This is a genomic window from Halopseudomonas xinjiangensis (assembly GCF_900104945.1).
GTDB classification, from domain to species: Bacteria; Pseudomonadota; Gammaproteobacteria; order Pseudomonadales; family Pseudomonadaceae; genus Halopseudomonas; species Halopseudomonas xinjiangensis.
Genome location: NZ_LT629736.1, coordinates 2,202,041 through 2,219,177 on the forward strand (window position 1 = coordinate 2,202,041; position 17,137 = coordinate 2,219,177).

Annotated in this window: 22 protein-coding genes and 1 tRNA gene; 4 read left to right on the forward strand and 19 right to left on the reverse strand. The window is 58.7% G+C overall.

Going from position 1 to position 17,137, the window contains the following annotated elements; genetic code table 11:
• Nucleotides 1–6: 6 nt before the first annotated feature.
• Together BLT85_RS10115 and BLT85_RS10120 are read right to left on the reverse strand one after the other, a co-directional pair.
• Complete coding sequence (locus BLT85_RS10115; RefSeq protein WP_093394089.1) at nt 7–282, reverse strand: DUF2061 domain-containing protein; 276 nt, start codon at nt 280–282, stop codon at nt 7–9.
• Nucleotides 279–797 (reverse strand): ferritin-like domain-containing protein, encoded by a 519-nt coding sequence (locus BLT85_RS10120; protein WP_093394092.1) that lies wholly within the window; start codon nt 795–797, stop codon nt 279–281. The genes BLT85_RS10115 and BLT85_RS10120 overlap by 4 nt, the downstream gene beginning before the upstream one ends.
• A 306-nt stretch (nt 798–1,103) precedes the next feature.
• Between BLT85_RS10120 and BLT85_RS10125 the strand changes: the two genes are divergently transcribed.
• The 3 genes from BLT85_RS10125 to BLT85_RS10135 all read left to right on the forward strand — a co-directional run bounded on the left by BLT85_RS10125 (nt 1,104) and on the right by BLT85_RS10135 (nt 3,547).
• On the forward strand, nt 1,104–2,276 hold the full coding sequence (locus BLT85_RS10125; RefSeq protein WP_093394094.1) for a hypothetical protein: 1,173 nt from the start codon (nt 1,104–1,106) through the stop codon (nt 2,274–2,276).
• Between the two features lie 9 nt (nt 2,277–2,285).
• On the forward strand, nt 2,286–3,011 hold the full coding sequence (locus BLT85_RS10130) for a DUF892 family protein (RefSeq protein WP_093394097.1): 726 nt from the start codon (nt 2,286–2,288) through the stop codon (nt 3,009–3,011).
• A gap of 74 nt (nt 3,012–3,085) precedes the next feature.
• Nucleotides 3,086–3,547, forward strand: coding sequence for a hemerythrin domain-containing protein (locus BLT85_RS10135; RefSeq protein WP_093394099.1), 462 nt, complete (start codon nt 3,086–3,088; stop codon nt 3,545–3,547).
• Nucleotides 3,548–3,622: 75 nt separating this feature from the next.
• Here the strand turns inward: BLT85_RS10135 and BLT85_RS10140 are convergent.
• The 15 genes from BLT85_RS10140 to aspS form a co-directional block, all read right to left on the reverse strand.
• Nucleotides 3,623–3,698: transfer RNA gene (locus BLT85_RS10140), tRNA-Lys, on the reverse strand.
• A gap of 53 nt (nt 3,699–3,751) precedes the next feature.
• Complete coding sequence (gene queC / locus BLT85_RS10145; protein ID WP_093394102.1) at nt 3,752–4,456, reverse strand: 7-cyano-7-deazaguanine synthase QueC; 705 nt, start codon at nt 4,454–4,456, stop codon at nt 3,752–3,754.
• Nucleotides 4,437–5,096 (reverse strand): 7-carboxy-7-deazaguanine synthase QueE, encoded by a 660-nt coding sequence (queE, locus tag BLT85_RS10150; RefSeq protein WP_093394105.1) that lies wholly within the window; start codon nt 5,094–5,096, stop codon nt 4,437–4,439. Before queE ends, queC begins: the two co-directional genes overlap by 20 nt.
• Nucleotides 5,097–5,242: 146 nt before the next feature.
• A complete protein-coding gene (gene ybgF, locus BLT85_RS10155; protein ID WP_093394108.1) occupies nt 5,243–6,046 on the reverse strand; it encodes a tol-pal system protein YbgF in 804 nt (267 codons plus the stop codon).
• A gap of 5 nt (nt 6,047–6,051) precedes the next feature.
• Nucleotides 6,052–6,555 (reverse strand): peptidoglycan-associated lipoprotein Pal, encoded by a 504-nt coding sequence (gene pal / locus BLT85_RS10160; protein ID WP_093394111.1) that lies wholly within the window; start codon nt 6,553–6,555, stop codon nt 6,052–6,054.
• A 40-nt stretch (nt 6,556–6,595) separates the two neighbouring features.
• A complete protein-coding gene (gene tolB, locus BLT85_RS10165) occupies nt 6,596–7,906 on the reverse strand; it encodes a Tol-Pal system beta propeller repeat protein TolB (protein ID WP_407920144.1) in 1,311 nt (436 codons plus the stop codon).
• The gene (tolA, locus tag BLT85_RS10170; protein WP_093394113.1) at nt 7,906–8,955 is read right to left on the reverse strand and encodes a cell envelope integrity protein TolA; all 1,050 of its coding nucleotides are present in this window, start codon (nt 8,953–8,955) and stop codon (nt 7,906–7,908) included. The genes tolB and tolA overlap by 1 nt, the downstream gene beginning before the upstream one ends.
• On the reverse strand, nt 8,952–9,398 hold the full coding sequence (gene tolR / locus BLT85_RS10175; protein ID WP_093394116.1) for a protein TolR: 447 nt from the start codon (nt 9,396–9,398) through the stop codon (nt 8,952–8,954). Before tolR ends, tolA begins: the two co-directional genes overlap by 4 nt.
• Before the next feature lie 12 nt (nt 9,399–9,410).
• A complete protein-coding gene (tolQ, locus tag BLT85_RS10180) occupies nt 9,411–10,082 on the reverse strand; it encodes a protein TolQ (protein ID WP_093397626.1) in 672 nt (223 codons plus the stop codon).
• A gap of 4 nt (nt 10,083–10,086) precedes the next feature.
• Nucleotides 10,087–10,554, reverse strand: a complete 468-nt coding sequence (ybgC, locus tag BLT85_RS10185; RefSeq protein WP_093394119.1) for a tol-pal system-associated acyl-CoA thioesterase — start codon at nt 10,552–10,554, stop codon at nt 10,087–10,089.
• Between the two features lie 75 nt (nt 10,555–10,629).
• Nucleotides 10,630–11,673, reverse strand: coding sequence for a Holliday junction branch migration DNA helicase RuvB (gene ruvB, locus BLT85_RS10190; protein WP_093394122.1), 1,044 nt, complete (start codon nt 11,671–11,673; stop codon nt 10,630–10,632).
• 31 nt (nt 11,674–11,704) lie between these two features.
• Complete coding sequence (gene ruvA / locus BLT85_RS10195) at nt 11,705–12,310, reverse strand: Holliday junction branch migration protein RuvA (RefSeq protein WP_093394125.1); 606 nt, start codon at nt 12,308–12,310, stop codon at nt 11,705–11,707.
• A 17-nt stretch (nt 12,311–12,327) separates the two neighbouring features.
• Nucleotides 12,328–12,855 carry a crossover junction endodeoxyribonuclease RuvC gene (ruvC, locus tag BLT85_RS10200; protein WP_093394130.1) on the reverse strand — a complete coding sequence of 176 codons (528 nt, stop codon included), beginning with the start codon at nt 12,853–12,855 and terminating at the stop codon, nt 12,328–12,330.
• Between the two features lie 104 nt (nt 12,856–12,959).
• Complete coding sequence (locus tag BLT85_RS10205; RefSeq protein ID WP_093394132.1) at nt 12,960–13,706, reverse strand: YebC/PmpR family DNA-binding transcriptional regulator; 747 nt, start codon at nt 13,704–13,706, stop codon at nt 12,960–12,962.
• Nucleotides 13,707–13,831: 125 nt separating this feature from the next.
• On the reverse strand, nt 13,832–15,607 hold the full coding sequence (aspS, locus tag BLT85_RS10210; RefSeq protein ID WP_093394141.1) for an aspartate--tRNA ligase: 1,776 nt from the start codon (nt 15,605–15,607) through the stop codon (nt 13,832–13,834).
• Nucleotides 15,608–15,823: 216 nt separating this feature from the next.
• On the opposite strand from aspS, the gene BLT85_RS10215 reads away from it, so the two are divergent.
• Nucleotides 15,824–16,294, forward strand: a complete 471-nt coding sequence (locus BLT85_RS10215) for a Dps family protein (RefSeq protein WP_093394144.1) — start codon at nt 15,824–15,826, stop codon at nt 16,292–16,294.
• A gap of 66 nt (nt 16,295–16,360) precedes the next feature.
• Here BLT85_RS10215 and BLT85_RS10220 read toward each other — a convergent pair whose 3' ends face one another.
• Nucleotides 16,361–16,573, reverse strand: a complete 213-nt coding sequence (locus tag BLT85_RS10220) for a SlyX family protein (RefSeq protein ID WP_093394147.1) — start codon at nt 16,571–16,573, stop codon at nt 16,361–16,363.
• The gene (locus tag BLT85_RS10225) at nt 16,570–17,001 is read right to left on the reverse strand and encodes an HIT domain-containing protein (protein ID WP_093394150.1); all 432 of its coding nucleotides are present in this window, start codon (nt 16,999–17,001) and stop codon (nt 16,570–16,572) included. The genes BLT85_RS10220 and BLT85_RS10225 overlap by 4 nt, the downstream gene beginning before the upstream one ends.
• Nucleotides 17,002–17,137 lie beyond the last annotated feature (136 nt).

Here is a 17,137-nt window from a genome sequence, read left to right on the forward strand (position 1 = left end):
GTTGGATCACCGTTCCTTCTGTTGCAGCAGGTTGCCGTGACCGTAACCTTTAGCTGGAGAGGGACTGGAGCCGAAACGCTGCCAAAGCCGCTCGTGGAAAAAATAGGCGACGGTGTTGCACGCAGGCTCGATCAGCGCAATCAAGCCACCTGTGATGACGCTACCGGTGAGCCAATAAGCCACGGCAAAGGCGACAGTGAAGTGCACGACCGCGAAGCTCAATGTCTTCGCCAGTGTCCTTCGGGTATGACGGGCCAAATGGGCCGTCAGCCATGCTTTCATCGCTTGGCGACCGCGTCCGGGTCTGCGTCCCTGGCAAGGAATGCGTGTACGACTTCAGGCAGATGGTCTCTCAACCATTGCGCCATAGCGACCTCCTGCTCGAGGATCCGTTCGCAAGCTTGCTGGGTTTCGACGTCACCGACGTCCTTGGCTGCCGCGATGAGTACCGTATAGGACGCGATCTCGAGATTCTCGAACACGTAGCCCATGGCTGCACCCTTGACCACTTCGTCGGACATGATGCTGCCGCCAATACCCTGACCGAATGCCATTAGCTTTCCGCCGAGATCCTTGACCGTAGAAGGACTGGCATCGAAGCGTGCAAGGCATTTTTCCAGCAACTGGCGCTGACCCTGCGTTTCGGTAATGTGTTCCTCAATGCGTGCTCGCAACTGCGGATAGTGTTCGAGACGCTCAGACTGCGCTTTCAACATAGTCTCAGCCTGCTGCTCCATCGCGTGAGCGTCACGCAACCAGTCGACAAGGTTCTTCACTTTCGAATCATTGATATTCATTGGCGACTCTCCAGATATCGGGATTCCTCATCCTTATTAGGAAACATTCCATGAAGTTTAGTTCACCGAGTCAGCGATAGTTCGCATTAGTGGTGATTTGATATCAATACAGTATCGTCATGCGCTATTGCCGACCGTTTAGCGGAAGCTATCGAGCTAATTTATTTTATATATAAAAAAACTCTGAACCATCTCTCAACATTACCCTTCTATCTGTGAGTGGATTGCGTGCCGCATTCGGCAGTTGCGCATCGCAGACTTCTACCTAGCTTTGATCATATATTGCCTATGCCTGAGGAGGCATCCATGCACGGATTATCCGGAATTTTAGATAACCAGGGCGTCCCGCTGGAGAAGCAGACGTTCACTTGGAAAGATATCTCCAGCAAACCGATCAGCAAGCTGGACGACGATGCGTTCACCCGAGTACGTGTCATTCTGATGAACGGCATCGAGCAGGATGCGTTGCGACTGAAGCACTTCGGTGCGATGTTCAACAAGGAGCTTCAGCTGCCTTTGGCACAGGTGCGGCGTGTAGAACAGCATCAGATGACCAGTATCAACTGGCTGCTTTCATCTGATCATTCGCCGCTGGAGACCACGGTGGCCTATGAGCAGGTCGCGATCGAAGTGACCGCCGCCGTGGCGCAAACCGAGCCAGATCCTTACCAGGCCCAGACGTATCGATACGGGCTGCTGGAAGATTTTGACCACCTTTATCGTTACTCAGCCATGCTTGACCGGCTCGAAGGCAAGGATGCGAACAACATCCTGCAGGGCTACACCGACATCGTTCCCGGTAGGCCGACTTCTGAGCATCACCGCGCACCCGAGAGCGATCTGAGGGACAACTACCACAAGGAAGAAGCAGCCCTGATCACCAAGATTCACGCAGCGATGATCACCGCCGCCGAATTCCAGACCCACGATTACTACATGAATATCGGCCCGCTATTCGCCGATCCGGTGGCTCGTCAACTGTATGCGGAGATCGCATCGGTCGAAGAGCAGCACGTCACTCAGTACGGCTCGCTCAAAGACCCAAGCGAATCATTCCTCGAAAAATGGATGATTCACGAGGCCATGGAGGTCTACAACTACAAAAGTTGTGCCGAACAGGAAGACAACCCGCGCATCAAGGCCATGTGGGAGCGTTTCCTGGACTACGAGCTCGGCCACTTGAATCTTGTATGCGATCTGTTCAAGCGAATGGAGCGCCGCGACCCAGCGGAAATTCTCGGCGGGACGCTTCCTGACATGGTTCAGTTCAAGAGCCAGCGCGACTTTGTGCGCAAGGTGCTCGCGGAAGAGGTCGATATGCGCGCTTCCGGCACTCAATACGTCGGGAAGATCGATGAAAGCCCGCTGTCTCTGGAATACCGTAACCAGATGAACTCCGAGGGCATCCCCGCCGACATCGCGTCGGCTGGCTATGCCTGGTATCCGGGTACCGAACTCGCACGCAACAAGGCTAAGTAGGAGACCGTCATGACTAACGCTGGATCGAAAATGGGGCACAACCTCACGGGCGCCCAGATGTCACCCAAGGACACCGAACGGCAGCTTGATGCACTGAAGCACTTTCCGCCGGACGTGCCAGGCAACGCTTCCCAGCTCCTGATCGCACGCAAGGAAGTCACTGGCAACGCCGGCCGCATTGGCTCGGTGCCGGTGCCGGGCTCTGCGAAAGGCATGCTCAAGAGCACCTTTGAAAAGCTGATGGGTAAAAACCCTGAAGTACTGATCAACAAGCTTGGTGAGCGATTGGCGTACGAGCGCACCGGGGTGCGGTTGTACGAGGCAACGCTGGCCAAGGTTCAGGGCGCGGAGAAGGTCGACCAAGGCTTGGTGACCACCCTCCAGCAGATTCGCAACGACGAGGAAGAACACTTCCAGTTGCTGGTTTCTGCTCTGGAGAAGCTCGGCGCCGACCCAACTGCAATGACTCCCGACGCTGACGTGTCCGGGGTTATTGCGCTCGGCGTAATGCAGGTCCTGACTGACCCGCGTACCGATATTCCCCAGTCACTGAACGCGTTGCTGACTGTTGAGCTGGCGGATAACGCCGCTTGGGAGCTGTTGATCGAGCTCGCGGAACAGGCTCACCAGAAAGATATAGCCGCAAATTTCAAGAAGGCCTTGGCCCAGGAAGAAAGGCACCTGGCGACGATCAAGGGGCTCTTGCGCGATCACCTAAAAAGCGCCCTGTCCTGATCGATCAACACGGAACCGTGACGATGCCTGCTTTAGCCAGTCTGAAGCAGGTTTACGTGATGAGGAGAAGAAAAATGAACGCGACAGAACTACTTATCCAAGACCACGAAAAACTCAAGAAACTGCTTACCGAGATCACCGACACGACTGACAGGGCAGTGAAGAAGCGGACCGAACTGCTTGCTCAGATCGAAGCGGAGCTGCACGCCCACACGCAGATCGAAGAAGAGGATTTCTATCCGGCCTACAAGGAAGCGGGGGGCAAAGACGAAGCCAAGACCTATCACGAAGCAAAGGAAGAGCACCGTGCGGTAGAAGCACTGGTACTTCCAGACCTCAAGAAAACCGACGTGGGTACTGTTGAGTTTTCCGGGCGGATCAAGGTTTTGAAGGAGCTGCTGGAACACCACATCGAGGAAGAGGAAAGCGACATGTTCCCCGAAGCGGAGAAGATTCTGAGCAAAGAGCAGCTGGCCGAGCTCGGCGAACGCATGGAAAAGAAAAAGAAGCAGCTACTAGCAGCGACCAAGCACTGACCGCCGCTTGATTGATATGGAGGGGTGGCGCCTGCTGCCCCTTCGTCGCGAAAGGCTAACGCGTCGAAGGGAAGATGGTGGGTCGTGTAGGATTCGAACCTACGACCAATTGGTTAAAAGCCAACTGCTCTACCAACTGAGCTAACGACCCGGAACGCGCGCTATAGTACTGATTTTGCGGAGGAATTCAACAACTTTTTTCCGCTACGCGTATCGCGTAGGGTCGACCACCCCAGCTGCCGCAAATCCCGCCGAGCGCAGGCGGCAGCTATCGCAGCGACCGCAGGCGCGACCCTGGTCGTCAGCTTGGTAGCAGGAAACCGTGAGGCTGTAATCGACCCCCCGAGCGAGCCCGGCCTGGATAATCTCGCCCTTGCTCATTTGCTGCAGAGGCGCACGGATCGTAAAACCCTCTCCTTCGACGCCTTCGCGCGTGGCCAGATTGGCGACCCGCTCGAACGCCTCGATGAATTCCGGGCGACAATCCGGGTAACCAGAGTAATCCACCGCGTTGACCCCGATGAAGATGTCCGCCGCTCCAAGCACCTCCGCCCAACCCAACGCCAGCGACAGAAACACGGTGTTGCGGGCCGGCACGTAAGTCACCGGAATACCGGCTTGTTCGGATTCAGGCACTGCAATGCCTGGATCGGTCAGCGCCGATCCTCCCATGCCATCGAGATTCAGGCCGATGACCTTATGATCCGCGGCCCCTGCGGCACGGGCGATGATGGCCGCAGCATCCAGTTCGACGCGATGCCGCTGGCCATAGTCGAAACTCATCGTGTAACAGACATAGCCTTCGGCCTGAGCCATGGCGAGTATAGTGGCCGAGTCTAGGCCGCCGGAAAGCAACACGACCGCCTTGCGTTCATCTGGATACGTCATATCAGTGTCCCGGCTCGTCATTCCACAGGTATTTGTGCAGTTGCATCTGAAAGCGGACCGGGAGATTGTCTGCGACGATCCATTCTGCCAATTGGCGAGCCTCGACCTGACCATGGCTTGGCGAGAACAGAACCTCCCCTACCCTGCCCGGCAGTTGGAACCGATCGGTTTGAAATCTCGCCCAATCGTAATCGTCGCGACTGCAGATCACGAACTTGACCTGATCATTCAACCCCAGATGCTCGACATTGGTGTAGAGGTTACGGTGCGCTTCGCCGGAGTCCGGCGTTTTGAGGTCCATCACGCGACTGATGCGCGTATCGACTCCGGATACATCCAGAGCACCGCTGGTTTCCAGCGAAACCTCGTAACCTGCGTCGCAAAGCTGCTGCAAAAGCGTCAGACAGTTGGGCTGAGCCAACGGCTCGCCCCCGGTGACGCATATGTACCGCGGGGAGAAAGACCGAACCTTGTCGAGGATTGCGTCGAGGGACATCACCTCGCCACCGCTGAAGGCGTACGCGGTATCGCAGTAATTGCAGCGTAACGGGCAGCCGGTGAGCCGTACGAAGACGGTCGGCAAGCCGAGCGTGCGGCTTTCGCCCTGGATAGAATAAAAAATCTCCGTGAGCCGGAGAGTCGGATTCGATTGGTCTGGCATCGCATGATCCCGGGCTGGACTGCTAAACAGGCAGAGGCCCTCAAAGCCCGCAAGAGGCAACAACGCATCGAAATGCGCGATCGCAGCGGGCTACGGTTTAGAAGGCGCCTAGTTTAGCCGAGGCGGGATAAAAAAACAGGGCGGATCTAGCCGAGCGATTCGAGGTCCCGGCGCGCAAGTTGCGCAGCAGAGGTGTTCGGATGCTTGGATAGCACTTCCTGATACAGATCACGGGCCTTTTGTGAATTGCCCAGACGCCGCTCGACGTCGGCGAGCTTGTACAGCGCATCAGCCTCCTTGCGGTGGCCGGGGTAACGAGCCGGGACCTGAGCAAAAGCCTTGCCGGCAGATTGAAGATCGGACTGAGCCAGGTAGACTTCGCCGAGCCAATATTGCGCGTTCCCGGCATACTCACTGTTTGGGTAGCGACGAACGAAAGCGCTGAACGCCATGGCGGCCTTTTCGAAATCCCGCTGCTTGACCAGGTCAAACGCAGCTTCGTACATCAGCTTCTCTCGAGCCGGGTCGGCCGGAGCTGCTGAATCGCCAACCGGAGCCGGCAGCGGAGCCCGTGCATCGATGGCGCCATCGCCATTCGACGTCTCGGGAGCCGTGGGTGATTGAGTCTGCCCACTACCGCTCGACAAAGCGGAGAGGCGACGGTCGATATCCTGATACTGATCGAGCTGGTTCTGCTCCATCTGCTTGATGCGATGTTCCTGCTCTTCAACCAGACCACGCAACATCGAAACTTCCTGCTGCAACTGGTAGAGCTGCTGCATGAGCTGGCCCTCTAACGAGAGGCCAGCTGCAGACTGCGAGGACGCAGGGGCCGACGACTGGCCGCTCTGGTAACCACCCGAGCTGCCGTCATACACCGGAACCTGAGCTGCAACCGAGAGCGGCAACAGCGCCAGACCAAGTAGATAACCCCTGTGTCCCTTTTTCATGCTTATTACTTACGCAGTTCTACGCGACGGTTCTGAGCCCAGGACTCTTCGTCCGAACCCATAGCAGCCGGCTTCTCTTCACCGTAGGAAACCAGTTCCAGCTGAGCAGGAGAAACGCCCTGCAGAACCAGGTAACGTTGAACGGCAGCGGCACGACGCTCGCCCAGAGCCATGTTGTATTCACGGCTACCGCGCTCGTCGGTGTGACCTTCCAGAACGACGTTGTTGTTGCCAGACTTCAGATCACGAGCATGAACGTCGAGAGCGCGCATGGCTTCCGGCTTCAGTTCGGAGCTGTCCAGCTCGAAGTAGAAGGTGGTGATGGCGCGCAGAGCAGCTTCTTCGCTGTTCATGTCGCTGCCGGAGGAGGTCGGGGCGCTGCTGGTGTAACCGGCGTTCGGATCGACAGCGCCAGTACCTGCGGCGTCACCACCTTTGGAGGAACAACCCACAACTACGCCGAAAGCTACAACCAGAGCTGCAAACTTGCCGAACTTGATAACTTGCATCTTAAAACTCCTGAAAACCCCATGGTTTGGTGTTGGCACCCTAAGGCAGGTATGGGGACCATGATGGTACGCGCAGGTCGCTGAACTGAGTCGGGATTGCCGACCGTGCACGACCATTGGTAGAGACCAGCATGAGGACGCCCCGTCCCTGTTGACGGGTAGCATAAATTAACATAGTGCCGTTGGGCGCGACAGTGGGTGACTCGTCCAACGACGTTTCTGTTAATACCTTCAAATTGCCGCGCTTGAGATCCTGCGCAGCAATACGGAAGTTCTGGTAGCCATCCTGGCGATGGACCATGACCATGGTCTGGCCATCGGCTGACAGCTTGGCATTGGCGTTGTAGTTGCCGACGAAGGTCAGCCGCTCGGTTCCGCCCGTGTTGATGTTCTGCTTGTAAATCTGCGGGCGCCCGCCCCGGTCCGACGTGAACACGATCGTCTCGTTGTCCATCCAGGTGGGTTCGGTGTCGATCGCGAAATGATTGGTGACCCGACGCATTTCCTTGGTCGAGAGATTCATCACGTATATCTCCGGGTTGCCATCGCGTGAGAGCACGAATGCCAGCCGATTTCCGTCCGGTGACCAGGCGGGTGCGCCGTTGAGCCCCTGGAAACTGGTTATGCGTTCACGCCGACCGGTTTGCACATAGTGTACGAAAATCTCGGGGCGTCTGGATTCGAACGATACATAGGCGATTCGCTGTCCGTCCGGCGCGTACGTCGGGCTCAGGATCGGCTCGCGCGACTGCAGCAAGGTCACCGCGCGGGCGCCATCGTAATCCGAGCGCTGCAAGGTGTAGCGAGTATTGTCGACCGAGAAGCGCTCCGCGGCGACGTACAGCAGCTTGGTGTTGAACGCACCGCGGATGCCGGTCAGCTCTTCAAAAACCTGGTCGCTGACATGGTGTGCAAGATCACGCAGCTGGCTACGCGAACCGCTGACTGTTTTGGACATCAGCAATTCTTCGCGGGCGACACCGTACAGGTGAAAGGCAATCTCGTAGCGATCGGCCGCGGCATCATGCGTAACCCGACCGGCCACGACGTAATCGACCCCCAGTACTTTCCAGTCACGAGGAAAGATCTCCTCGGCCCGTGTCGGGTAACTGAGCATATTCTGCCGATCGAACGGCGCGAACATACCGCTGTGGTAAAGGTCGGCGCTGGTGACCTGTGCGAGATCTTCCGGCAGTGGCGTGCTACCGCTCCAGCCGAAGGGGACGACGGCGATGGGAGTGGCCCGATCGGTACCGCGAGTGATCTCGATTACGTTCTGCGCCTGCGCAAAAGCGGCAAAGCAGAGCATAACCAGTGCGATGAACAGTCCGCCGAGTTTCTTTGAAGTCATCAAAACGATAAGTCCTCTGGTCTGAATCGCAAAAGCTTGTTCCGATATTCACGATCGAAGGTGGCCGGGTTTTCCCGAGACAGTTGCTGCATCTCTGGAATCCGACCCACGTTTTTGACAGCCTGCACCGCAGACTGGTCGAAGCCGGCATCGCCACTCGAACGGGTGACCACAACATCAGTGATCTGGCCAGTAGGCAGCATGCTGATCCGAACTTCCACTACCATCCCGTTTCGAGCCGTTGGCGGCCGACGCCATTGCTCGCTGACATAGCGGCGAATCACATCGTCGTAACTGGCCGCGACCTCGTCACCAATCTGATCTGCCTGTGCGCGCTGATACTGCGTTTCTTCCGCCAGCAATTCGGACAACGCCTTGGCGCGAGCCTGTTCCTGTTCGCGCTTTTCGCGGGCGATCCGATCCGCTTCGGCTTCTTTCTTGGCTTGCTCGGCTGCCTTGCGCTTGGCATCTTCGGCCGCCTTCTTCTTGGCTTCCTCCGCGGCTTTACGCTTGGCTTCTTCCGCAGCCTTGTTCTTCGCCGCTTCGGCAGCCGCAGCCTTTTTCTTGGCCTCTTCCTCAGCACGCTTGCGAGCGATATCGGCCTGACGCTTGGCTTCGGCTTCAGCTTTTTCCTTGGCAGTCTTTTCCGCCTCGGCTCTTGCCGCTGCCACCTGCTTTTGCCGCTCGGCCTGTGCTGCGGCGGCCGCTTCCTGGCGCGCCTTTTCCGCTGCAGCGCGGCTGGCAGCTTCCTGTGCTTCCTGCTGTTCTGCCTTCTTGCGCTCGAGCTCTTCAGCCTCGTGAGTCGGCGCAGCAGTTCGTTCCGCCTCACCGGCTATACGCTGGTTTGTTTGTGTGGTCGCCGGGCTTTTCGAGTTTAGCTGAACGAGTCGGGCCTGCACGATCGGCTTGGCCGGCTCGAACTCCGGTGCAGAGGAAAACGAAACGAACAGCAGCGCCGCTACCGCCGCGTGAAGCGCGACGGCTTTTATGGCCGGGGCTGCGTACCGTCCGGACCCGCTTTCGCGCGGCTGATCTTCGCGTGTGTTCACGGCGCCTCGGTAATCAGCCCGACATTGGGCACGCCAGCCTGCTGCAACCCGGCCATCGCCGAGACCACCACACCGTAATTGGCCGCCTGGTCACCGCGGATGTACACCTGGGTGTCAGGTCGGGCGCGAATGATCTTGCTCACGCCCTCGATCATCTGCTCGAGCGAGACCGCGGTGTCACTCTGGGTTTCAGTGTCGACGCTCTCGCCAAGGTTCCAGTAATAGGTCCCGTCAGCCAGCACCGACAACGTCAGCACCTGCTGATTGCTATCCGAAGGCAGCACCTCGCTGGATACCTGAGGCAGGTCTACCTTGACCCCCTGATTCAGCATCGGTGCGGTGACCATGAAAATCACCAGAAGTACGAGCATGACGTCGATATAAGGTACGACGTTCATCTCGGCTACCGGCTTGCGTTTGTGGCGTCTGCCTCGAACCTGCATGGAATCTCCCGATTACTCTTCGCTGGCATGCACGCGACGGTGCAGGATGCTAGAAAACTCGTCGGCGAAGGTGTAATAGCGGCCGATCAACATTTCCGATCGGGCAGAGAAGCGGTTGTAAGCGATGACCGCAGGGATCGCCGCGAAAAGGCCAATCGCCGTTGCGATCAGCGCTTCGGCGATGCCCGGGGCGACCGTGGCGAGTGTTGCCTGCTGCACGGTGGCCAGGCCGCGGAAGGAGTTCATGATCCCCCATACGGTACCGAAGAGACCGATGTAAGGACTGGTCGAACCGACCGTCGCGAGGAACGACAGGTTGTTGTCGAGCTTTTCCTCTTCACGGGAAATGGCGACGCGCATCGAACGTTGCACGGCATCCATGACAGCCTCCGGATCGACGCCAGGCTGCTGACGCATCCGTGAGAACTCCTTGAAGCCGGCGCGGAAGATCTGTTCCATCCCCGAATCCGCGTTCGGCGTGCCGGTCACCTGACGATAGAGCTTGGAAAGGTCTATGCCTGACCAGAAACGCTCTTCAAAGTCATCCAGTGAACTTTTCGCGGCACGCAGCGCGGTGGTGCGCTGGAAGATGATGATCCATGAGGCGACAGACGCGGCGATGAGGGTCAGCATGACCAGCTGCACCAGCACGCTGGCGCTGGATACCAGGTGCCACATCGACATTTGATCAGCTTGCACTATCTACCACTCCTTGCTCGGTCTTACGTGTTTCCTGTCCGTTGGCGGCAAAAGCCTCAGCCAACGCAGCGGGTATGGGTCTGGGCTTGTAACGGTCGCCGCTGACACAGGCCACCAGTACCTCGCCCTCGCACAGCAGCGTGCCATCGGCACGGTGTATCCGCTGAGCGAAGCGGACGCTCGCTCGCTTGAGTGCCGAGACCGCCGCGCTTATCACTAGTTCATCATCCAGCCTTGCGGGCGCGTGATAGCGAGCCGCAACCGAATGCACGACAAAGATGATGTTTTCGCGTTGTAAAACGCTTTGGTCAAACCCGAGGGAGCGGACCAGTTCGGTTCGCGCGCGCTCCATGAATTTGAGGTAATTGACGTAGTAGACGATGCCACCGGCATCGGTATCTTCAAAATAGACACGGGCTCTCAGCGCGAATGGCGGCCCAGGACTGTCAGCGCGCATAATGTAGAGCCAAGCTGGTCGTTTGCATAGTGGGTTGTCTCGCCAAAACGAAAATATTTTCCATCTGCCCGGGGATCAGCCGTCCCCGAACAGATCCGGTGTATTGCGTTCCATGCGTGCAGGCAGATCGAGACCGAAGTACAGATAGGCGTGGCGCGTCACGACGCGCCCACGCGGCGTGCGCATGACGAAGCCTTGCTGAATGAGATACGGCTCCAGCACGTCCTCGATGGTGTGGCGTTCTTCGCTGATCGCCGCAGCCAGACTATCGACACCTACGGGCCCGCCGTCGAACTTGTCGATCATGGTCAATAGCAGTCGGCGGTCCATGTGGTCTAGCCCTTGCTCATCCACATCCAGCAGATTGAGCGCCTGGTCGGCCACCTCCCGGGAGATGGCGCCCTGGGTGCGGACTTCGGCAAAATCCCTTACGCGGCGCAACAGTCGGTTGGCGATGCGCGGAGTCCCACGCGAGCGCCGGGCAATCTCGCGCGCACCGGCCGATTCCAGTTGCAGACCGAGGATGGCGGCCGAACGCGACACGATCGTAGACAGATCATCGACGCCATAGAATTCCAGCCGCTGGACAATGCCGAAGCGATCGCGCAGCGGGTTGGTCAACATGCCGGCCCGCGTGGTCGCGCCGACCAGCGTGAACGGCGGCAGGTCCAGCTTTATCGAGCGAGCCGCCGGGCCTTCACCGATCATGATATCCAGCTGATAGTCTTCCATCGCCGGATACAGGATCTCTTCCACCACGGGCGACAGCCGATGTATCTCGTCAACGAAAAGCACGTCCCCGGCTTCCAGGTTGGTCAGCATCGCCGCGAGATCGCCTGCGCGCTCGAGCACCGGACCGGACGTACTCTTGATCTTCACGCCCATTTCCTGAGCGATGATGTTTGCAAGCGTCGTCTTGCCCAGGCCAGGCGGGCCGAAAATCAACACATGGTCCAGGGCTTCGCCGCGCCCTTTGGCAGCCTTGATAAACAGCTCCATCTGCTCGCGCACGGTTGGCTGCCCGATGTAATCGGCAAGCCGGAACGGCCGTATGGCTCGATCAATCACTTCTTCCTGCTGCCGCGGCGAGGCGGCGATCAGGCGGTCTTCTTCCAACATGTCATGTCCGTGCGCGTTACGCTGTAAATGCTTACACCATGCCTTTCAGTGCCCGACGAATCAACTCTTCGCTGCTAAGCCCGGGCTCCTCTATCGCGGCCACTGCCTTACTCGCTTCCTGGGGCTTGTAACCCAGCGAGATCAACGCACTGACCGCGTCACTGGACTGCGATGCCGGCTGCGTCGCCTGCCTGCCCGGACCGAGCGGTTTCAGCGGACCTGGCAGGGTTTCCCACGCCTTGAAACGATCCTTGAGCTCGACCAGCAACCGTTCCGCGGTCTTCTTCCCTACGCCGGGAACCTTCACCAGGGCGGAGGTATCCTGCGCCTGCACGGCCCGGACCAGCTCGTCCACATCCAGGCCCGACATGAGCGCGAGCGCCAGCTTGGGTCCTACCCCGTTGAGCTTGATCAACTCGCGAAACAGCTCCCGCTCACGCTTGTGCGAAAAACCGTAGAGCAGCTGCGCATCCTCGCGCACCACCATATGTGTATGCAGCACCGCTCGCTCCCCAACCGCGGGGAGCTCGTAAAAGGTACTCATTGGCGCATCGAGCTCGTAGGCCACGCCCTGCACGTCGAGGAGGATAAAGGGAGGTTGTTTTTCCAGCACGACGCCGGTGAGTCTACCGATCACATTTCAGTTCCTATTCATCAGCGCCGCCGCACACGCCCGGCACGGAGCCCAATCAGCCCGCCACCCAGTTGCGCATGCAGCGCGGCCGAATGAGCGTGGCATAGGGCGATTGCCAGAGCGTCGGCGGCGTCCGCCTGAGGCGTGCCGGATAGCCCGAGCAGTTGAGTGACCATGTGCTGGACCTGCGTCTTGTCCGCCGCGCCCGTTCCGACTACCGACTGCTTGACCTGCCGGGCGGTGTATTCGCGCACTTCCAGTCCACAATTAACCGCCGCGACTATCGCAGCGCCACGGGCTTGCCCCAATTTGAGCGCCGAATCTGGATTGCGCGCGAGAAATACCTGCTCGATGCTGAGAATCGTGGGCCGATGGTGTTCGATCAACTCAGTCAGGCACTCGAAGATGCGTTTCAGCCGCTCCGGAAACGGACCATCTCCCAAACGGATACAACCAGAAGTGACGTAGCAGCACTGTCCGGCCTCCTCCTTCACGATCCCGAAGCCGGTAATGCGCGAACCGGGGTCCACCCCGAGTATCAATGCCATGTGTTCTACGTCCTAGCCGTGGGAAACGCGCGGGTGTATCTGGGCGACACGATGCCGGAAATGAAAATGGGAGGCAATGCCTCCCATCGTCCGGCGCGAACGGATTATCCCAGCTGATCCATGACCTCGTCGGAAATTTCCGCATTGCTGTAGACGTTCTGCACGTCATCAAGGTCTTCGAGCATATCGATCAGCCGTATCACCTTGTCCGCTGTATCCACATCAAGCGCCGTGGTAGTCGAAGGAATCATCGAGACCTCTGCCGACTGGGCGGTGAAGCCTGCGGCATCTAGCGCATCCTTGACTGCCCCGAAATCCTCGAACGCGGTGTACACATCGACCGAGCCATCGTCGTTGCTGACGATATCTTCCGCGCCCGCTTCGAGCGCCGCCTCCATCAGACCGTCTTCGTCTACGTCCGGGAAATAACTGATCTGGCCGCGACGAGTGAACAGATACGCAACCGAGCCATCTGTTCCCAGGTTACCGCCGCACTTGTTGAAGGCGTGACGAACCTCGCCCACCGTCCGGTTGCGGTTGTCCGTCATGGCTTCAACCAGAATCGCTACACCGCCGGCGCCATAGCCCTCGTAGGTCAGCTCTTCCATGTTGTCGGCATCGTTGCTGCCAGCGCCGCGGGCAATGGCGCGATCGATGGTGTCGCGGGTCATGTTCGCACCCAACGCCTTGTCGACCGCCGAGCGCAGACGCGGATTATCTGCCGGTACCGGCCCGCCGAGGCGCGCCGAGATGGTCAGCTCGCGGATCAACTTGGTGAAGACCTTGCCCCGCTTGGCGTCCTGCGCAGCCTTGCGATGCTTGATGTTGGCCCATTTGGAATGACCGGCCATGAGATTCTCCGGATTGTTTTCTTTTGTGCTGCGAGATCGGTGCTTAGCGCAGCAAGTCGTGCGACTGCGCCGGACACCTCACAACGCTCAGCGTGTAGTTGCTGAGCGCTGTAAAAAACCCTGGTTTACTCCGCCTTCGGCTGCTCGCGCAGGCGAATATGCAGTTCGCGCAACGCCTTGTTGTCCACCGCACCCGGCGCCTGCGTCATGACGTCGGCAGCGCTCTGCGTTTTCGGGAAGGCAATCACTTCGCGGATCGAGCTGGCACCGGTCATCAGCATAACCAGTCGATCCAGACCGAAAGCCAGACCACCATGCGGCGGCGCGCCGTACTTCAACGCATCGAGCAGGAAGCCGAACTTCTCCTGCTGCTCGTCGGGGCTGATACCAAGAATATCGAACACCGCCTGCTGCATATCCTTGCGGTGAATACGGATCGAACCACCGCCCAGTTCGGTGCCGTTGAGGACCATGTCATAGGCGCGCGAGAGCGCGGTCGCCGGGTTCGCCTTGAGTTCTTCCGGCGAGCATTTCGGCGCAGTGAACGGGTGGTGCAGAGCCGACAGCGAACCGTCGTCGTTTTCTTCGAACATCGGGAAGTCGACCACCCACAGCGGTGCCCACTCGCAGGTCAGCAACTTGAGATCGTGACCGAGACGGATGCGCAACGCGCCCAGAGCGTCGCTGACGACCTTGGCCTTGTCGGCGCCGAAGAACACGATGTCGCCGTCGACCGCACCGACGCGATCCAGGATGACTTCCAGGTTCTGCTCGGGAATGAACTTGACGATCGGCGACTGCAGACCTTCAACGCCCTTCGCACGCTCGTTGACCTTGATGTAGGCCAGGCCCTTCGCGCCGTAGTTGCCGACGAACTTGGTGTAGTCGTCGATCTGGCTGCGCGGCATGCTGGCGGCGCCTGGCACGCGCAACGCCGCAACGCGACCCTTCGGATCCTTGGCCGGACCGCTGAATACCTTGAATTCTACTTCGGACAGCTGATCGGCCACGTCGACCAGCTCCAGCGGATTACGCAAATCCGGCTTGTCCGAGCCAAAACGGCGCATCGCCTCTTCGAAGGTCATGTGCGGGAAGTCGCCCAGCTCCAGATCGAGCACCTCCTTGAACAAACCGCGAATCATGCCTTCGGTTAACCCGATGATGTCGGTCTCGTCGAGGAAACTGGTCTCGATGTCGATCTGGGTGAATTCAGGCTGGCGATCGGCGCGCAGGTCTTCGTCGCGGAAACACTTGGCGATCTGGTAGTAGCGATCGAAGCCGGCCACCATCAACAACTGCTTGAACAGCTGTGGCGACTGCGGCAGGGCGAAAAAGCTGCCGGGATGTGTGCGGCTAGGCACCAGATAATCTCGGGCGCCTTCGGGGGTAGCGCGGGTCAGAATCGGGGTTTCGACGTCGAGGAAGCCGTTCTCGTCGAGATAGCGGCGAATGCTGCTGGTAATGCGCGAGCGCAGCTTCAGTTTTGCCGCCATTTCCGGGCGACGCAGGTCGATGAAGCGATAGCGCAACCGGGTTTCTTCACCCACGTCGGAATATTCGTCCAGGGGGAACGGCGGCGTTTCCGCCTGGTTCAGCACTTCCAGCTCATAGCCCAGCACCTCGATGGCGCCGGACGCCATGTTCGGGTTGACCGCGCCAGCGGGGCGCGGACGCACCTTGCCCCGCACCTTGACGACGTATTCGCTGCGTACCCGGTCAGCCAGAGCGAAGGTGTCTTCGCGATCCGGATCGAACACCACCTGGGCAAGGCCTTCACGATCGCGAATATCGAGGAAAATCACGCCACCATGGTCGCGACGGCGATGGACCCAGCCGCAAAGAGTGATTTCCTGATCCGCCAGCGATTCGTTCAGCTGGCCGCAATAGTGGGTACGCATCATGGTGTGCTGTTCCTGTGTTCGACGATTCGGCGCGGGAGCTGCCTGACGGCCGCTTAGCGCTCGGATAAAAGCGCAATAATATACCCGAATTTTCGCTTCCGCGGGAAAAGCCGGGCGACGCGGAGGGCCGCGTCCTTTCGTAGCATTGAGGCTTTGCCCGCTATGCTTATACTGATCGATGAAAGACGCAGAACCAGCGGATCAAAAGGAGTGAATATGAAGATCGATATCGGTATCACCGAAGAAGACCGTGGAAAAATCGCTGACGGGCTGTCTCGCCTGCTGGCCGATACCTACACGCTCTATCTGAAGACTCACAATTTCCACTGGAACGTGAAAGGTCCGATGTTCCAGACGCTGCATGTGATGTTCGAGACGCACTACACCGAGCTCGCTCTCGCCGTGGACGACATCGCCGAGCGAATCCGCACGCTGGGCTTTCCGGCCCCGGGTACCTACAAGCAATTTGTCGAACTGAGCTCCATCAAGGAAGACGAAGGCGTGCCAGAAGCGCGCGACATGATCCGTCTATTGGTAGAAGGCCAGGAAGCCTGCGTACGGACGGCGCGCAGCATCTTTCCGATCTGCGACGCGACCAACGACGAGCCAACCGCGGATCTTCTGACCCAGCGCATGCAGGTGCACGAGAAGAATGCATGGATGCTGCGCAGCCTTCTCGAAGGCTGAAAGAAAGGCGCGGGACTGGTGCCCGCGCCTCTCTGGCCCCGCCTTCCGCCATCGGTCCGATAGTCGTCAATAATGCGGGGGGGGCGCGTCTTCGGAATCCATGGGGATCGACGCCGCAATGTCCGCCTGCCGGCGAGCCAGCAATTCCAACGCCCGGTTCAGCTTGTCCAGCTCCAATTGTTGCCGACTGACCATGTCGTTAAGCGTCTGGATGGTGTCATCCTGAAATGCCAATCGCGCTTCCAAGTCGACCAAACGCTGCTCATGCTCGGTGCTCATAGCTCGACCTCCGTAAAATTGAAGTCTTTATCGAATACCGCTCGGAGTGTATCCAGCCGCTGCTGACGAGCTTCGTCGGTATAGTGCACCGCCGGAAACTTGCCCCAGACTGGGGCAGGCCAGGAAATATCTCCACGATAACGAACAATTACGTGCACATGCAGCTGACTGACCATATTACCCAGCGCGGCAATGTTCATCTTGTCGGCACCGAAGGCATCTTTCAAGGCATGGGCGACGGCAGTGGTCTCCGTATGAAGTTGACGTTGATCGCCTTCGCTCAGTTCGAATATTTCAGTGACGTCTTCGCGTCGAGGCACCAGGATTAGCCAGGGGTATTGCGCATCGTTCGTCAGCAGCACCCGCGATAGCGGAAGATCGCCTACTGTTATACAGTCCTGCGCCAATTGGGGATGAAGTTCGAACATGTCTGCCGCTCCGATTGAAAAGGGATGAATGCCGCAAGGATTCCAGCCATACCGAAAAGATGGTTAAGATAGCTGCGCTTCGCCGCAAACGCGGCGGGACGAAACGCGCGGCGGATGCGACAGCTTGTGAGGAGTA

Excerpts from the sequence above, each read along its gene's own strand:
- BLT85_RS10115 (WP_093394089.1), bottom strand. The coding sequence starts at position 282 with ATGAAAGCATGGCTGACGGCCCATTTGGCCCGTCATACCCGAAGGACA.
- BLT85_RS10120 (WP_093394092.1), bottom strand. The coding sequence starts at position 797 with ATGAATATCAATGATTCGAAAGTGAAGAACCTTGTCGACTGGTTGCGT.
- BLT85_RS10125 (WP_093394094.1), top strand. The coding sequence starts at position 1,104 with ATGCACGGATTATCCGGAATTTTAGATAACCAGGGCGTCCCGCTGGAG.
- BLT85_RS10130 (WP_093394097.1), top strand. The coding sequence starts at position 2,286 with ATGACTAACGCTGGATCGAAAATGGGGCACAACCTCACGGGCGCCCAG.
- BLT85_RS10135 (WP_093394099.1), top strand. The coding sequence starts at position 3,086 with ATGAACGCGACAGAACTACTTATCCAAGACCACGAAAAACTCAAGAAA.
- queC (WP_093394102.1), bottom strand. The coding sequence starts at position 4,456 with ATGACGAGCCGGGACACTGATATGACGTATCCAGATGAACGCAAGGCG.
- queE (WP_093394105.1), bottom strand. The coding sequence starts at position 5,096 with ATGCCAGACCAATCGAATCCGACTCTCCGGCTCACGGAGATTTTTTAT.
- ybgF (WP_093394108.1), bottom strand. The coding sequence starts at position 6,046 with ATGAAAAAGGGACACAGGGGTTATCTACTTGGTCTGGCGCTGTTGCCG.
- pal (WP_093394111.1), bottom strand. The coding sequence starts at position 6,555 with ATGCAAGTTATCAAGTTCGGCAAGTTTGCAGCTCTGGTTGTAGCTTTC.
- tolB (WP_407920144.1), bottom strand. The coding sequence starts at position 7,906 with ATGACTTCAAAGAAACTCGGCGGACTGTTCATCGCACTGGTTATGCTC.
- tolR (WP_093394116.1), bottom strand. The coding sequence starts at position 9,398 with ATGCAGGTTCGAGGCAGACGCCACAAACGCAAGCCGGTAGCCGAGATG.
- tolQ (WP_093397626.1), bottom strand. The coding sequence starts at position 10,082 with ATGTCGATGTGGCACCTGGTATCCAGCGCCAGCGTGCTGGTGCAGCTG.
- ybgC (WP_093394119.1), bottom strand. The coding sequence starts at position 10,554 with ATGCGCGCTGACAGTCCTGGGCCGCCATTCGCGCTGAGAGCCCGTGTC.
- ruvB (WP_093394122.1), bottom strand. The coding sequence starts at position 11,673 with ATGTTGGAAGAAGACCGCCTGATCGCCGCCTCGCCGCGGCAGCAGGAA.
- ruvC (WP_093394130.1), bottom strand. The coding sequence starts at position 12,855 with ATGGCATTGATACTCGGGGTGGACCCCGGTTCGCGCATTACCGGCTTC.
- BLT85_RS10205 (WP_093394132.1), bottom strand. The coding sequence starts at position 13,706 with ATGGCCGGTCATTCCAAATGGGCCAACATCAAGCATCGCAAGGCTGCG.
- aspS (WP_093394141.1), bottom strand. The coding sequence starts at position 15,607 with ATGATGCGTACCCACTATTGCGGCCAGCTGAACGAATCGCTGGCGGAT.
- BLT85_RS10215 (WP_093394144.1), top strand. The coding sequence starts at position 15,824 with ATGAAGATCGATATCGGTATCACCGAAGAAGACCGTGGAAAAATCGCT.
- BLT85_RS10220 (WP_093394147.1), bottom strand. The coding sequence starts at position 16,573 with ATGAGCACCGAGCATGAGCAGCGTTTGGTCGACTTGGAAGCGCGATTG.
- BLT85_RS10225 (WP_093394150.1), bottom strand. The coding sequence starts at position 17,001 with ATGTTCGAACTTCATCCCCAATTGGCGCAGGACTGTATAACAGTAGGC.